The organism is Nitrosomonas oligotropha, assembly GCF_900106555.1.
Taxonomy (GTDB): Bacteria; Pseudomonadota; Gammaproteobacteria; order Burkholderiales; family Nitrosomonadaceae; genus Nitrosomonas; species Nitrosomonas oligotropha_A.
Window position 1 is genome coordinate 1 of the sequence record NZ_FNOE01000001.1, and the last position, 14,245, is coordinate 14,245.

General features: G+C 45.5%; 18 protein-coding genes. 4 read left to right on the forward strand and 14 right to left on the reverse strand.

The window, feature by feature from the left end; all coding sequences use genetic code 11:
• The 12 genes from BLU57_RS00005 to BLU57_RS00055 all read right to left on the reverse strand — a co-directional run.
• Positions 1–166 (reverse strand): AbrB/MazE/SpoVT family DNA-binding domain-containing protein (locus BLU57_RS00005; RefSeq protein WP_090314729.1); only part of this gene is annotated, 166 nt, incomplete at its 3' end.
• Between the two features lie 66 nt (positions 167–232).
• A complete protein-coding gene (locus BLU57_RS00010) occupies positions 233–1,411 on the reverse strand; it encodes a restriction endonuclease subunit S (RefSeq protein ID WP_090314731.1) in 1,179 nt (392 codons plus the stop codon).
• Positions 1,412–1,413: 2 nt separating this feature from the next.
• On the reverse strand, positions 1,414–3,015 hold the full coding sequence (locus BLU57_RS00015) for a type I restriction-modification system subunit M (RefSeq protein WP_090314732.1): 1,602 nt from the start codon (positions 3,013–3,015) through the stop codon (positions 1,414–1,416).
• A gap of 37 nt (positions 3,016–3,052) precedes the next feature.
• Positions 3,053–3,262 (reverse strand): hypothetical protein, encoded by a 210-nt coding sequence (locus tag BLU57_RS15950; protein WP_090314735.1) that lies wholly within the window; start codon positions 3,260–3,262, stop codon positions 3,053–3,055.
• Positions 3,241–5,802 (reverse strand): hypothetical protein, encoded by a 2,562-nt coding sequence (locus BLU57_RS00025; protein ID WP_218131606.1) that lies wholly within the window; start codon positions 5,800–5,802, stop codon positions 3,241–3,243. The genes BLU57_RS15950 and BLU57_RS00025 overlap by 22 nt, the downstream gene beginning before the upstream one ends.
• A gap of 2 nt (positions 5,803–5,804) precedes the next feature.
• Positions 5,805–6,047 (reverse strand): hypothetical protein, encoded by a 243-nt coding sequence (locus BLU57_RS00030; RefSeq protein WP_090314737.1) that lies wholly within the window; start codon positions 6,045–6,047, stop codon positions 5,805–5,807.
• Positions 6,048–6,166: 119 nt separating this feature from the next.
• Entirely contained in the window at positions 6,167–6,820 is a 654-nt protein-coding gene (locus BLU57_RS00035) for a hypothetical protein (protein WP_090314738.1), read from the reverse strand.
• Between the two features lie 99 nt (positions 6,821–6,919).
• Positions 6,920–7,207: a HigA family addiction module antitoxin gene (locus BLU57_RS00040; protein WP_090314740.1), complete on the reverse strand. Its 288-nt coding sequence runs from the start codon at positions 7,205–7,207 to the stop codon at positions 6,920–6,922.
• 12 nt (positions 7,208–7,219) lie between these two features.
• Positions 7,220–7,498: a type II toxin-antitoxin system RelE/ParE family toxin gene (locus BLU57_RS00045; RefSeq protein ID WP_090314742.1), complete on the reverse strand. Its 279-nt coding sequence runs from the start codon at positions 7,496–7,498 to the stop codon at positions 7,220–7,222.
• 53 nt (positions 7,499–7,551) lie between these two features.
• Complete coding sequence (locus tag BLU57_RS00050; protein ID WP_090314744.1) at positions 7,552–8,850, reverse strand: tyrosine-type recombinase/integrase; 1,299 nt, start codon at positions 8,848–8,850, stop codon at positions 7,552–7,554.
• A 226-nt stretch (positions 8,851–9,076) separates the two neighbouring features.
• Positions 9,077–9,244: a site-specific integrase gene (locus BLU57_RS15720; protein WP_256206051.1), complete on the reverse strand. Its 168-nt coding sequence runs from the start codon at positions 9,242–9,244 to the stop codon at positions 9,077–9,079.
• A gap of 86 nt (positions 9,245–9,330) precedes the next feature.
• Complete coding sequence (locus tag BLU57_RS00055; protein ID WP_090314746.1) at positions 9,331–10,314, reverse strand: HEPN domain-containing protein; 984 nt, start codon at positions 10,312–10,314, stop codon at positions 9,331–9,333.
• Between the two features lie 161 nt (positions 10,315–10,475).
• On the opposite strand from BLU57_RS00055, the gene BLU57_RS00060 reads away from it, so the two are divergent.
• Complete coding sequence (locus BLU57_RS00060) at positions 10,476–10,727, forward strand: type II toxin -antitoxin system TacA 1-like antitoxin (protein ID WP_090314748.1); 252 nt, start codon at positions 10,476–10,478, stop codon at positions 10,725–10,727.
• On the forward strand, positions 10,727–10,903 hold the full coding sequence (locus tag BLU57_RS16165; RefSeq protein ID WP_218131607.1) for a type II toxin-antitoxin system RelE/ParE family toxin: 177 nt from the start codon (positions 10,727–10,729) through the stop codon (positions 10,901–10,903). Before BLU57_RS00060 ends, BLU57_RS16165 begins: the two co-directional genes overlap by 1 nt.
• Before the next feature lie 635 nt (positions 10,904–11,538).
• Here BLU57_RS16165 and BLU57_RS00070 read toward each other — a convergent pair.
• Both BLU57_RS00070 and BLU57_RS00075 read right to left on the reverse strand, forming a co-directional pair.
• Complete coding sequence (locus tag BLU57_RS00070; RefSeq protein WP_143065032.1) at positions 11,539–12,093, reverse strand: helix-turn-helix transcriptional regulator; 555 nt, start codon at positions 12,091–12,093, stop codon at positions 11,539–11,541.
• Entirely contained in the window at positions 12,048–12,308 is a 261-nt protein-coding gene (locus BLU57_RS00075; RefSeq protein WP_090314752.1) for an HTH domain-containing protein, read from the reverse strand. The genes BLU57_RS00070 and BLU57_RS00075 overlap by 46 nt, the downstream gene beginning before the upstream one ends.
• 161 nt (positions 12,309–12,469) lie before the next feature.
• Here BLU57_RS00075 and BLU57_RS00080 point away from each other — a divergent pair, with 161 nt between their 5' ends.
• Both BLU57_RS00080 and miaB read left to right on the forward strand, forming a co-directional pair.
• Positions 12,470–12,838 (forward strand): hypothetical protein, encoded by a 369-nt coding sequence (locus tag BLU57_RS00080; protein ID WP_090314754.1) that lies wholly within the window; start codon positions 12,470–12,472, stop codon positions 12,836–12,838.
• Positions 12,839–12,856: 18 nt separating this feature from the next.
• Complete coding sequence (gene miaB / locus BLU57_RS00085) at positions 12,857–14,185, forward strand: tRNA (N6-isopentenyl adenosine(37)-C2)-methylthiotransferase MiaB (protein ID WP_090314755.1); 1,329 nt, start codon at positions 12,857–12,859, stop codon at positions 14,183–14,185.
• The last annotated feature ends 60 nt before the right edge of the window (positions 14,186–14,245 follow it).

The window sequence follows — 14,245 nt, forward strand, 5'->3', positions numbered from 1 at the left end:
GGGTCAGTGGTTCATCCCGCACCGGCGTGATGATGATCTGGCCATTGGAGGCGGTGAGCTTCACTCGTTGATCCACGTGCACATGCGCTTCCCGTGCAATCGCAGCGGGCAAGCGCACCCCAAGATTATTGCCCCATTGTTTAATGTCCAGAATAACGTCTTTCATGATTATGCTCCACCCACCAAATGTTTAAACTAAAGTATAAACACAACCGCAGCAGGAAGCAAATCGTCAAACGAACATCTGCTGCAACAAGCCTTTTTTGTAGCGCTTCACGGCATCAAGCTGGGCTTGCGCTTGGGCGATTTTGTTGTCGATGACGGTGAGAAAGTTGGCGATTTTGGTTTGTTCGTGTATTGATGGAACAAGTATATTGAGATTTTTTAATTGTCCGCCAGTAATTAATGGTTGGCCTGAACCAAACACAAGCTTATTTAAGTTTAAGAATTTAAGTAGATTGTAAAAAAATGAATAATTGTTGGGCTTGTTTAAATGAATAATAAGCGTGTTATCGGACACACAATAATTGCCATCAACTTCATATAAATAACCAGCGTTTGCACCGACCCGTGCTATTAATATATTTTTTCCTTGATAATCGAACTGACTACAAAATCCAATTTCACCAGTTGAACCATAAAGAACAAAATCGCCATTTTCGTTTCTCTTATTAGATTTCCCGGATTGTATAAATTCAGAAAAATCTCCAAGTAAACCACTTTCCCAATCTGGAAACTCCCGCCCATCATCATCCTTAAACCTTAACTTCTGGCTGAAAATCTGCTGCATCACGCCTTTTTTGTATTGCGCTAATAAGTCACATTTTTGCGTGAGCTGGGTGATTTTTTCATCGATTGCCGTGAGGAAATTGGCGATTTTGGTTTGTTCTGGAAGAATTGGTAATGCTAACGATAATTTTCGTTGGGTAGTTATCGGTACCTGATTTCTTGTGGATTGAGACATTATGCTGCTGTACTGAGAAACAAAAAAATCAGACTGAAAAAAATATAACAAGAATATGTTGTTAATTTTATTCAGATCACATCTGTAGTACGTTGCTGTCGTACTGAGTATTACATAACTAAAACTCGTTCGTAAAATAGCGCAAGGCCCCACAGTTGCATTATGAGCAAACAAAACATCACCATTTTTTGCAATCCCTTTTTTAAATAGCTTTGCTTTTGCCTCTGGAAGATATTTACATTTATTAAAATCAATTCTTCCAGTTATAAAATCATTCGCAGTAATATAGGGAATTCCAGCTTTTGAAAATTCATTACTTTTTGGATATAAAGCGCCATGATTTCCATCCAAATGACCAATTATTGATTTATTATCAATAAAATATTGAATTGTATTTTTAATCCAGTTTTCTGAGAACCCATCAAACCGTAGCCGTGGCACATCCATGCTTATTTCCCTGATTCCGCAAACGGCGGCGTAATCCCCAGTTCCTGACAAAACGCCGCAATGATCGCATCCGTCTGTTGGCTTTGTGCTTCCAGCGCTTTGAGCTGTCCGGCAATCGCGTTCAGGTCGATTTCCGCTTCAGCCTCAAACGTGTCGACATAGCGCGGAATGTTCAGGTTGTAATCATTGGCCTTGATAGTTTCCAGGCTGGCGACATGGCTGAATTTGTCCTGACCGGTGCGCGCCAGATACGCTTCGACGATTTTATGGATATGCGCCGGGCGCAGCATGTTTTGCGTTTTGACTTTGTCGAATGCCTGGCTGGCGTCGATGAACAGGATATTGTCCGGGTTGCGGCGGCATTTCTTGAATACCAGCACGCAGGTCGGAATACTGGTGCCGTAGAAGATATTGGCAGGCAAGCCGATCACCGCATCCAGGCAGTTCATTTGTTCGATCAGATACTGGCGGATATGGCCTTCCGCCGCGCCACGGAACAGCACGCCATGCGGCAATACCACGGCCATCGCGCCATCCTCCGCAAGCTGGTAAACCATGTGCTGCACGAATGCCATATCGGCTTTGCTACTCGGTGCCAATTTGCCGTACACGCTGAAGCGGTCATCGCTCATGAACAGCGGGTTGGCACTCCAATGCGCAGAAAACGGTGGATTGGCGACAATCGCATCGAAGCGCAGATCACGGTGCTGCGGGTGTTCCAGCGTATCTTCCTGGCAGATGTCGAAATCGGCGTAATGCACGTCGTGCAGGATCATGTTCATGCGCGCGAGGTTGTACGTGGTGCGGTTCAATTCCTGGCCGTAAATCTTGTCGACGTGATCGGCTTCGCGTTTGACGCGTAACAGCAATGAACCGCTGCCGCAAGTTGGGTCGTACAGTTTTTTGATGTTCTTATTTTGCGCGGTCACCAGTTTGGCGAGCAAAGTGGAAACCGGCTGCGGAGTATAAAACTCACCGGCTTTTTTGCCCGCGCCGCTGGCAAATTCGCCGATCAAGTATTCATACGCATCGCCCAGCACGTCCGCCGTGCCATCGGCTAGGCTGAAGTCGATTTTGTCCAAATGCACCAGCACTTTGGTCACCAGCGCATTTTTGGCTTTTTCGGTGGCACCCAGTTTGGAAGAGGTCAAATCCAGGTCTTCAAACAAATTGCTGAAATCGTCCGCGCTATCGGTGCCCAGCGTGCTTTGCTCGATGTTTTTCAGGATGCGCGTCAGATCGGGCAGAATGAAATTGTACTGTTCGCCATCCGCATCGCTATCCGCTTGGCTGTTGCCTTTCATCGCAATGGCGTGAAACAGCTCGGAAGGCTTCAGAAAGTAACCCAGCTCGGACACGGCGGCATCGTGCACCGCTTGCACGATTTCCGCGCCGTCTTCGGTGTGCTCGTCCAGTGCCGCAAACTTCAATCCATCCTGTTCCAGAATCGAATCGGCAAAACGCACCACTTTCTCGGACAGGTATTTGTAAAAAATGAACCCCAGAATGTAATCACGGAATTCATCCGCATTCATCTTGCCGCGCAGGGTATTGGCGATGTTCCAAAGCTGTTGCTGAAGCTGGCGGCGTTGTTCTTCGGTCATGTTTTTAGTAGGTTTAAAAAGTTCGCATAGTGTAGTGTCAATCTGTGCCAAATGACATACTTAATCGCTGATATAAAAAACCAGCAGGACAAAACATCCCGAAGAATGCTTCATCTTCCTGGTTATTATTTTTCATGTGACACTTTTCGCAAACTGCCGGAATAAAACCGACTAAACCGACTAAACCGACTAAACCGACTAAACCGACTAAACCGACTAAACCGACTAAACCGATTCCACCTTCCATTTGGCTGCGTTATATGTTGCGGTGTCTTGTACTAACCGCAAGCCGTTGACTACTTGGCGCGCATGGCGTTTGATCCACCATCCAAGACGTTTACGATTTACACTACCATCGCGCTCACCTGCGATATCCTGAATGATTTCTTGCAGGTCATCACTTGAATATAATCGGTTGGTTGCATCCTTAACCGAGGTAGGGGCATGACCAAAACGTTCAAACCAAACGCGCAAGAACTCACCCAATAATTCACGATCTGGATCGTCACTCATGGATTCAAAGATGCAGGCTGCCGGGTCTGGTAATCCTAGCCATAATAAAGATTGTCGGCAATAACCCGACCAGTCGGCATAGGTGGCAATGGGTTTGCAATCAGTTTTAGGCTTTCCCGCACAAATCCACGCACGCACGATAGTCAACGCCAGTGAAACAAATCGACCACGGTCAGCCCTGGTTTCACTGACAGGCTGTTTCTTAAAATCACGGGTTGCCGGTGTCTCGCAGGCTGGATCAAGGGTAATCGTCACGGTTCTCCTTGTCATATCGCGCACGGGGTCAACGTTATTCCCGCTGGATAAAAACAGCGTGCGAGTACCGACTTCAGCGGTTTTGCTTTGTCCTAGTATGCGCCCGGAAATAAATTCACTGGTGAGCGCAGTACACAATGACTTATGCGGAATCAGGTCACTTGTCAGGTTATCGAATTCCACCACAGCAGGCGCAGTCAGCAATTCAGCCAGTAATAGCTTGCGGCATTCTTCATCTTCGGCAGGGAAAGCATGAGGTGTTCCTCGTTGTGGTGTGGCAAAGGCGGTCAGTAGTTCACATAGATAACTTTTGCCGCTGGCGATACTGGGTGCCTTTATATGAAACATCGGCGCTTGTGATAATGATGGCCTAACGACGGCAGTCAGAATACCTGATAATGCAGCGGCTCGGTCATGTTCAGTTTTAAATGCGAATTCACTTAACAGATCGGATAGTTCGGCCAGCGCTTGTTCCGCTTGCTGTTTGGTTGGTTTATCTGGCACGTTAAATTTTTTGGCATTGAATACACCGAACATGCCGGTCACCGCATCATGGCCAGCATTCATCATCAGACTGCCATCCGGCCTTAAATAGGGTTGTCGGGCGATGCCATTCAGAACTGGCAAATGCGGATAACTGTCTGCGTCATGCAATACTCGGACATGCCGCTCGGAAGGATCGCAAACATACCATGCCTGATCGCGTTTATCATAGCGCTGCCATATTGCTACACCTGCCAGCACACGCGTCAAACTTGATAAAGTTAGCGGTTTGACGGTTGTTTCTTTCGTTCCCGGATTGGTGGCAATTGTGACGATAATCCCCCCGCGCTGATAATGCCTGAGCGTTTTAGCCATTTCGCTCTCAGCCGCATCACAGATATGCGGTATCTCGCCTGCTTGAATGCGAATTATCGGTTTATGCCTGGCTTCATTTTTGCTGATTTCAAAATAATCATACAAATCACTTACACGTCGATCAGAACAATGCCCATGCTGACATTTAAAGCCGCCTAATGGGTACGATTCGTTTGGCTCAAAATAAGCGCTGCCGTGATCGACTTGATCGGTATGCCCATTTACCCAGGGACAGGTAATATCATGCTTCCCACTGCCTAAAGGTTGTTTATAGCGGCCTGAATTTTTTAATGCCGTGATAATTGGATTTTCATCGGCACGGGGGATATGAACATCGTCTTGATACGGATCAGCTTGCTGATTGGTCTTCCGGCCTTGCGTCCGGCGTTGTTGCGAATAATCTTTCAGCTCAATCTGCAAACCGTCAACAATTTGCTGAACTGAATAACGACGCGCTGGATTCCATCCCTTTAACTGACAACGCCAATGACTGCCATCGGCATTTTTATGTTTGCCATTAATAGCGATGGGGGTGCGGCCTATTCTTGCGCAGGCTCCATTTGATCCTGGATCACATAAACCAGCATCAATGATTGATTTAAGCAAAATGTCGGCTTCTTTTGGATCGGTGATTAGTGCGTCCAATATAAAACCAATTTGAAAATTGCCGGGCGAAGTCTCGATCATCCAGCTTGGGTCGAGCGTGACGCGCTCCCATGCAACTTTGACGCCAATATCATCCAGCATGACGGCGAATAATCCGGAAAATTGCGTTTTTAGCCGTCTATATCTGCCATCGTCATCCGGTTTGAAAGTTGCAAAGCTGATGTAATTATTACAGTCATCGGGTAGCTGCGTTTTGCCTTCAATCCACGGCTTTCCAAACCATGAATTCTTGCCAACAGTAGCAGGGTTTCCAGCAAAGCTGACTACAATCGGGCGTTCAGTTCCTACTATTTCGCCAAAAATACCCTTGATGAATTCTTCATTATTGATCGTTGAAAAGTCGGTTTCATCGGTTTTGTCGGTTTCATTTGCCACAGTATCAAAATTTGGCGAAGAAATATTTTTATCTACATCTTGATGCGGTACAATCAGATCAGCGTCATTAGCAGTATCGCAAGTGCCCTGTTCCCGCAGGGCATTTGTATTTGTGGTCATGGTTATTCCCCCAGCCCTAGCGCTTTTTTTATTTCTTTTACTCCCCAAGCCAGACGACCATTAATTCTTAATGGACGTATTGGCCCGTTTTCTAGGCATGCCCAGGCGCGAAGTGTTTGGGGTCTTCTGTTGAAGTAATAAGCTGCTTGTTCTGTTGGGACTGTTGGGCGTGTTACCTGTTCCAGCGGGGGAAATTGCTGAATATGAGAACCGATTGTCTTTAATGAAGAAGGGGTTGTTTCCATAGTTAAACTATCCTTTGCCTTTCGGCTTGATTGAAGATAGTTCGCTATTATTCACATATATTTTGTAGCGTCACGGAAATGAAATGCTTTATATTTCCGTGAAATGAAAGCTGAATGATTCAGTTAACCAATATTTTAAGAAGCTCTTCGGTGGTTTTCGGATTTTCTTTTTCGATACTTACGTTAACTAATTGCCGGTAAAATTTTTCAACCGTTTGTTTTTTCTGATCGTCCCAAAAAATCATACTTTCCGCTGCATCTCGTTGCGATTCTGCGAATAGCTTTTTGTTATTACGTTTTTCTTTCAAAAGAGAATCAGACGAAAGAAAATTCTTTTCTTGTGTATCGTTATCACCCTTTCTCCCGGTATTTGCATGTTTTAACCACCTGTATTTTTCTGGATTCGCTATGTATTGTTCCTCTAACCACCTGCAAGCTACTTCTGAAGCATCTCTATCTTTCCAGCCCAAAAACATCAGCTTGGCCATAATCGTAAATAGTCTTTTGTTACGCAAATTCTTCCAACCTTTCGCTAGTACGGTTGTATTTCCTTTTCCTGCTTTCAAGTTGAAGATTTCTTCAAGTGGCTTCTTACCGTCACACTTCCACCATTCTGCGAACCCCTTTTCAATTGCGTCCAATATCTCTTTTGGTATTGGCAAGCTGTTACTATTCGCCAAGATAAAAACCTGCATTGCATGAGGGAAAAAACCTGTTTCGTTGAATTTATCAGTATAATTTTCGATATTGTTTAGAGCAGCGAATTTATCCATTACACTCCTTCAAAAATGCCCTTCATGAAGGTGTCACCCCAGGCGGTGAAGGTCTCCGCTTTTCGTCCCGTCGGCTAGGGGTGGGGTGGGGTTGCTCTGCTATGCTTGTAATCGTTCCAGCGGTTTAATATTCGGCCTTGGTTGCTTCTTTGCCCGCCATAAATCCCATTGCGTCTGCATTCCTAGCCAAGTGTCCGGCGATGTTCCAAGCCATGCTGAAAGGCGCAATGCCATTGCAGCGGTTACACCGGCTTTTTTATTTAATAGCTTGGAAAGTGTGACACGTGAAACTTGCAATTCCTTGGCGGCTTGGGTAACTGTCATCTCTTCCGGCAGCCAATCCCTTAAAACTTCGCCGGGGTGCGCTGGATTGTGCATTTTGCTCATATGTTAAATTCCTTAGTGATAGTCTTGATAATCGACCAAAACAGCATCTTCACCTTCAAAGGCGAATGTCATACGCCAATTGCCGTTAACCTTAACGGAATAATGTCCGGCAAGATCGCCCGTTAATCCGTGTAATTTCCAGCTTGGCGCGTTCATATCTTCCGGTTGTTTTGCGCTATCCAATGCAGTCAACAATATGCGTAATTTTTCGGCATGGGCTGGCTGTATCCCTGCTTTCTTACCCGTTAAAAAGAAAGTCTCGATTCCTTTATGTCGGAAAGTTTTTATCATCGGCAAATATTGTAAATAGTTAATTAACACTTATCAATATAAAGTAATAAAAATTATTGTTTAACAATCTGCAATCCTGCTTGCGTGGGTACAAATTCAATCCCCGCTTGTTCTAATATCCATCGCTCAATTTTGACGTGCCACAGGCGCAACAAATCAAGCTCACGGCGGATATAGTGCTTTTCTCTCAATGCACTTGGTTTGTGCCCTTGTATCTGCGCCGAGATACCGGCGGGCATTTGTACCCAATCGCAAAAAGAAGCGAATGATCGCCTGAATCCATATATATCCAGCTTCACGCCTGCAATAGCACAAACCTTTTCATGCGCTTTGCGCGCATCAATGATGTGCCCGCTTGCTGAATTGCCGCTGAATACCCACTGGTTGCGCCTTGGCAACATTGCCAGCAAATGTGATAAATAAGGCGGCAGCGGAATGACTCGCAATCCTTCCACCTTATCCTTTATAGTCATGTGACACCATTGAAAATCTATATCCTCCCATTTTAGGGTGGATATTTCATTAGGCCGTGAACCGGTCAAAAGCAAGGCTTGCAGATACGCCGCCATGACAGGGCTATTCAGTTGCTTTGCCGCATTGAACCATGCCGGCAATTGCTCTTTCTGCAAAGCACCGTTCATTGTTTCAGGTTTGCCTAAAATCTCGCGTGCCTTTTTATTTTTGGCGGCATTGCTTACTACCATATCTCGATACTCTGCGTGTTCACCACACCATGTTAAAAAAACTTTTAACAGGCGGAAAGCAAGCCGTGCGCGTCCCGCTCTTACTGCCCCCTCTTCGTTTGCCCATTCTTGGACTCGTTCTTGGGTTAAGTCTATAAGACGCACATTAGCTAGTGATCTTAGTACGCCTGGAACTGTCAATTTGCTGCTACGCGCTCTCTTTTCTCCGCCAGGTTGCATCATGTTTACGTGATCGGAATAATGCCGTTCGCTCCAGAACCGTTTACGTTCGGTCAAATATTTTTCCCATGCCATTGCTAGCGTCACGGTTTCGCGTGTTTCCTGCGCTTTCTTGGCGGTTTCTGCTGCCTCTTTTGCAGCTCTCTTTTCTGTCTCCACTTGGCGCGGGTCTACGCCTTGATCAGTTATTACTTTAAGGCTAGCCGCCTTCTCTTGTGCGGCTGAAATACTCCACGATGGATAATTGCCAATGGTTATACGTAAGGTTTTGCCGTGTAGTTCGGTTTGGAATATGTAAGATTTTGCACCGCTGGCAGTGACTCGCAATCCCAAACCGGGTTGTTTTCCATCCCAAAAGATAGATTGCTTGGAACCCTCTTTGCACTTGAATGAAGCGACTCTGTCAGCGGTGAAGTTATCCCATTTCATTTTGAATATTTCCGTGTAAGGCTGGTGTAAGGAAATAATATCAGAATAGCGGAATATCAATCAACACTAATAATATGCTACATTTTGTAACTTTGTTGTTTTTATTTGTATTTTACAATTTCACGAACGCCAATCAACATCAAGAAATAGCAAAACACACGGAATCATAATCCGTTGGTCCGGGGTTCAAATCCCTGATTCGCCACCAATAAAACAAAGTGTTAGATTAATCCCCAACCGCTTTTTCTTTCTGATGTGACAAAATTACGTCATCAAGAACAAGAAAATTTGAAACCAACTCAACATGTTGCATGAGTTGCGGTTTCGATAGGTGTGCATATCTGCTTACCATCTCTTCCGATTCCCAACCGCCGAGTTCCTGCAGTACATTCATCGGCGTACCCAGGAAGCGATTTCATTTTAATCGGATACTTAATTTATAGTTACCATAAGAGAAGAGTAATTTTTAACTAATAAAAACTATTGAAAAAGTGATTTAAATTTAAATCTTGCATTGTTAAAGGTGTACTTTCTTTGCAAACAATGGCTATAGCCACTAACTATAGATAGTGCAGCACGATATATCGACATTGCATCCTGTAGTGATGGAGGAGATGTTTCTGAATAGCGATGTCTTATAGCAATTTTTTCACTTGGTAGTAGTGATACGAATTTATCTAAATTGCTTAATTCGATAGATGTAGCACTAGCGATCATCTGATGAAGCTTATAAACATCGTGTATTTTAGGTGGATCAATAGATCTCTGCAGTAGCATTACTTTAAGAATCATTTCGCAAGCCAAATTCAGATCCCATATCGACATAGATAAACTAATCGGATTGCACTTTGCAACTTCAGCGGCACCTTTTTCAAGATTTGGTAATACACATTGAGCGAGTTTACCTAATCTTTCATTTTGATAAGTGGCAGTCATGAAATTGACATAAATCCTCCGAAGCTCCGAGGCAATAGTCACTATGTCTGAGGAAAGTTGTTTTTTCTCGAGTATTGTTAATGAATCAAAGTTCGGTGGTTGTTCTACCCAATCCAGATAATTCTCTGTGGGAAACACTTCAATAGGAAAGCAAATCCAAAAAGCGCTTTCCGAATCTGAGGATTCCTTTATAGTTAATGGAATCTTGGCGAGAAATGGTGTATCAAAAATTGAGATCACACCAGTTAAAGTACTTTCACTACATAAAAACAATGTATTTCCATAGCGTTTTTCATACCATGCATATATGGCTTCAAAAAATGTTTTAAACCATGGTTTGTTATGATAATTAGCTATTGAGTCACCTTCGATGCTGACTAAACAATGCTCGGTGAAAATTATGGTTGCACGGTAAATGCGCTGTTGGAGAGGTACACTATTTTTAGCAAGTGCAGAATCAATATCTGGAAGAATCTCAGCTAAGAAGTTTTCTAAAGAAACGGGCAATGAGTCTTCATTAGTATCCATTAAACAAAACCATTCTAGACAAATTGCTGCATCTATAAAGATGTTATATACAAATTTCCCAATCCCTTAGGGTTGTTACTTTATCCACACATATGAACATTTGTGTATTTGTTTATCATATACTATATTCGTTTTTGTTCAATAATAAAGGACGAAATAACATGAGCCGCTTGTCTATCGATCTGACACCAGAACAGCATCAAAAGATTAAGGCTGTTGCTGCCTTACAAGGAAAATCAATTAAAGAATATGTGCTTGCTCAAATTCTGCCTACATCTTCTGATGAGAACATGGCTTTGAATGAATTGGAAATGCTTTTAGACGAACGCATTAAATCAGCTAGAGCCGGAAAAATCAGCAAGAAATCTGTAGAAGAAATCTTTCAAGAAGTATATAGCGAAAACACCAAGTAATGCCCGGCTACGAACTTACTGCTCTTGCTGAAGAGGATTTGAAAGCGATCGCCCTTTATACGGTTAATACGTGGGGAATTGAACAGGCAAAACATTATGAAGCCTTGTTGTTAAGACGATTCCAAGAGATTGCCCAGGGCAGCATCACACCAAGAGTATTTCTAAAAAACAGATAAGATTTATTGTTTACGCATTGTGAACATCACTATATTTTTTATTGGCAGCCAAAAGGCAGAGAAAAGCCAATCATCCTGGCGGTTTTGCATGAGCGGATGAATCTCATGCAAAGACTTAAGGATCGACTGGCGACGTGAAGCATAACCTTGTTCTACTGAGTAAAATTGATATCGTTTTTGTGCAATGACAGATCAAACAAAATACCAAATTCATTGCGTCAAATTTGTGTCACACCCATTTATAAATTCCCAAATTTAGGGCTGTGTGACAATGGTTTTATATGCGGAACATAATCCGTTGGTCCGGGGTTCAAATCCCTGATTCGCCATCATTAAAACCATCAAACTGATAATAAAAATCAACTCCTCCATCGATTCAAAGCATCGAATCTTCCTCGCTGCAGCTGCTTAATTTTTTCGTTTTACTTCCGATTTTGAGACCGGGCACCAACGAGGTCGCCAAGCTTGTAGAAATATGACCATGAAGTACAATCCGTACCGCTGCACTAAAATTGATGGCGATTAGGAATTAAGGTAATCAAAAGAGAAGATTTGACAGCGGGATTAAAGCACGCTTGCGCACCCCTGAACTATACATCCGAAACGAACCGCTATGAAAGCGCACACTAATGCAATCAATCTGTAGCGATTTCGATCCTCACCCGGCTTTGGGGCCGGGCGCTATTTGCCTGACCGGCGAAAATACCGTAGCTGGAAGCGGAATGGCCATTGAGTTCGCTGTCGTTGATGTTACGGGCTGTGTGATCGAGCATCTGGCACGCGGCGATGCGTTCCACGGCAAAACTGCGCAGCGCTTCTCGCTTGTGGCACCAAGCGTCGAGATACCAGTTATCGCGGTAATGCGTAAGACGTTGCGGTGAAACGATGCGTTCGGTTTGCTGATCGCGGCCGCGGCTGTGGTAGACGATGTCGAGTTGCTTGCGTTGCAACACCGCGCTGGCGGCAGACTGAAAATGCTGCAAAGCCGGTTGCCTGCTCAACATGGTCAAAATGCGGATGCGCTTGACCGCATCCGGATCGTTCAGTTGCTGAGTTGCCAGTATCTTTTTCAACCGCTCCTGCATCGGTTTGAGTTGCAGGGCAAGCAAGCCCGGCTGAATTTGTTCCAGCAGTTGCTGCATGGTCAGCAACGCGTGCAATTCCTGCGCATCAAACCAAACACCGGGCAATTCAAATAGACCGGCATCGCGCGATTCGTAGTAATAGCCGTGCGTTCCCGGTCATAGAGAATCGGGGCATTGAAATACAGCCGCAACGATTCGATGGTGCGGTTGACCGTGGCGCGGGAACATTCCAGCAGTTGTTCGAGCGTTTGGTGCGACACCGGCAGAGTGCGGGATGCCAATATGCGATGCAATTGATAGATTCGCTGGAGATTGCCCATAAATTGATCTCAATAAATGTGAAAGCTACAAATTCGTTGATACGGAATTTCTCTTTAGCGTATCATAAGGCCCTCGGAAACATCAGGCGCCGGTCAAGATTCAAACCCCTGTTTCGTACCGTTTATCGTTTGTTTTTATCCTGTTGCCATTCAGTAAAACTATGAAAGAAACGCAGGCGATATCCTTGCTATTGATTTTTGTATTGAGCATGCTATCGCACCCCGCTTTTAGCCAGCAAACCCGGAAATTTCCTCCCAATAGTCAATTGGGCAGCCTGACAGCGGTGGCTTTTCCGCACTTCACCATCAATGGGCAGCAAATGACGATGGGCGCGGGCGGGCAGATCCGCGGGATCGATAATATGATTATTCTGCCCTCGACGGCGAACTATATCGGTTTGATCCGCTACCAATTGGATACAATGGGCAATCTGCACCGGGTCTGGATTTTGACGCCGAATGAAGTCAAGGAAGCGGAAAGCGAAGGGCAACAGATACCGAAACCGAAAAAACGTTTTTTCTTTTTTTAACCCAGCGCTAAATCATTCGTGAGTAACAAGCTTTATATCAAAACCTTCGGTTGCCAGATGAACGAGTACGACTCGGAGAAAATGGCCGATGTCCTGCACGCCGCTTATGGCATGGAATCCACCGACGATCCGGCGCAGGCCGATATCATTCTGTTTAATACCTGCTCGGTGCGCGAGAAGGCGCAGGAAAAGGTGTTTCATGATCTGGGACGGGTGCGGCATCTGAAGGAGAACAATCCCAATTTACTGATCGGCGTCGGCGGTTGTGTCGCCAGCCAGGAAGGCAAAGCGATTGTCAGCCGCGCGCCGTACGTCGACGTGGTATTCGGGCCGCAAACGCTGCACCGCTTGCCGCAACTGATTGAAACGCGCAAAGCCACCGGCCGCTCGCAAGTGGACATTTCCTTTCCCGAAATCGAAAAATTCGATCATTTGCCGCCTGCCCGCACCGAAGGGGTTACGGCGTTCGTTTCGATCATGGAAGGATGCAGCAAATATTGCAGTTTCTGCGTAGTACCGTATACGCGGGGCGAAGAAGTGTCGCGCCCATTGAACGATGTGCTGACCGAAATCGCTATTCTCGCGGATCAAGGCATCAAGGAAATTACCTTGCTGGGGCAGAATGTCAACGCCTACCTGGGCACCATGGACGACGGCGAGATTGCGGATTTCGCCCTGTTGCTGGAATATCTGCACGAAATTCCGGGGATTGAACGCATCCGTTACACCACATCTCATCCGAAGGAATTCACCGCGCGTTTGATTCAGGCTTACAGCCAGCTGCCTAAATTGGTCAACCACTTGCACTTGCCGGTGCAATCCGGTTCCGATCGGGTTCTGGCGGCAATGAAACGCGGCTACAGCGTGCTGGAATACAAGTCGATCATCCGCAAGTTGCGCGCGATCCGCCCGGATATTTCGTTGTCCTCCGACTTCATTATTGGTTTCCCCGGAGAAACCGAAGCGGATTTTAACGCGACGATGAAACTGATCGAAGACATGAATTTCGACGAATCGTACAGCTTTGTCTACAGCCCGCGCCCCGGCACACCCGCCGCCGATCTGCCCGACGATACGCCACCGGAAGTGAAGCTGGAGCGGCTGCAACGCTTGCAAGCGCAAATTAACCAGCAAGCCCGCAAAATCAGCCTGGGGATGGTTGGATCGATACAGCGTGTGTTATTGGAAGGTGTATCCAAAAAAAATGCCGGCGAGTTTTTCGGCCGTACCGATAACAATCGCGTCGTCAATCTGGCCAGCGATCCCGCGCTGGTGGGCAGTTTTGTCAACGTGCGCATCACCGAAGCACGGTCGCATACGCTACGCGGCGAAATTGTGCATGAATAAAAACACATCCGCGGCAAGGTTCTGCACTTGCAAAGAATCGCGCCCGCTGAGAGAATCGCA

Bases quoted from the DNA above. Each gene is read 5' to 3' on its own strand.
- BLU57_RS00010 (WP_090314731.1), bottom strand. From the start codon at position 1,411: ATGGATGTGCCACGGCTACGGTTTGATGGGTTCTCAGAAAACTGGATT.
- BLU57_RS00015 (WP_090314732.1), bottom strand. From the start codon at position 3,015: ATGACCGAAGAACAACGCCGCCAGCTTCAGCAACAGCTTTGGAACATC.
- BLU57_RS15950 (WP_090314735.1), bottom strand. From the start codon at position 3,262: ATGGAAGGTGGAATCGGTTTAGTCGGTTTAGTCGGTTTAGTCGGTTTA.
- BLU57_RS00025 (WP_218131606.1), bottom strand. From the start codon at position 5,802: ATGACCACAAATACAAATGCCCTGCGGGAACAGGGCACTTGCGATACT.
- BLU57_RS00030 (WP_090314737.1), bottom strand. From the start codon at position 6,047: ATGGAAACAACCCCTTCTTCATTAAAGACAATCGGTTCTCATATTCAG.
- BLU57_RS00035 (WP_090314738.1), bottom strand. From the start codon at position 6,820: ATGGATAAATTCGCTGCTCTAAACAATATCGAAAATTATACTGATAAA.
- BLU57_RS00040 (WP_090314740.1), bottom strand. From the start codon at position 7,207: ATGAGCAAAATGCACAATCCAGCGCACCCCGGCGAAGTTTTAAGGGAT.
- BLU57_RS00045 (WP_090314742.1), bottom strand. From the start codon at position 7,498: ATGATAAAAACTTTCCGACATAAAGGAATCGAGACTTTCTTTTTAACG.
- BLU57_RS00050 (WP_090314744.1), bottom strand. From the start codon at position 8,850: ATGAAATGGGATAACTTCACCGCTGACAGAGTCGCTTCATTCAAGTGC.
- BLU57_RS15720 (WP_256206051.1), bottom strand. From the start codon at position 9,244: ATGAATGTACTGCAGGAACTCGGCGGTTGGGAATCGGAAGAGATGGTA.
- BLU57_RS00055 (WP_090314746.1), bottom strand. From the start codon at position 10,314: ATGGATACTAATGAAGACTCATTGCCCGTTTCTTTAGAAAACTTCTTA.
- BLU57_RS00060 (WP_090314748.1), top strand. From the start codon at position 10,476: ATGAGCCGCTTGTCTATCGATCTGACACCAGAACAGCATCAAAAGATT.
- BLU57_RS16165 (WP_218131607.1), top strand. From the start codon at position 10,727: ATGCCCGGCTACGAACTTACTGCTCTTGCTGAAGAGGATTTGAAAGCG.
- BLU57_RS00075 (WP_090314752.1), bottom strand. From the start codon at position 12,308: ATGGGCAATCTCCAGCGAATCTATCAATTGCATCGCATATTGGCATCC.
- BLU57_RS00080 (WP_090314754.1), top strand. From the start codon at position 12,470: ATGAAAGAAACGCAGGCGATATCCTTGCTATTGATTTTTGTATTGAGC.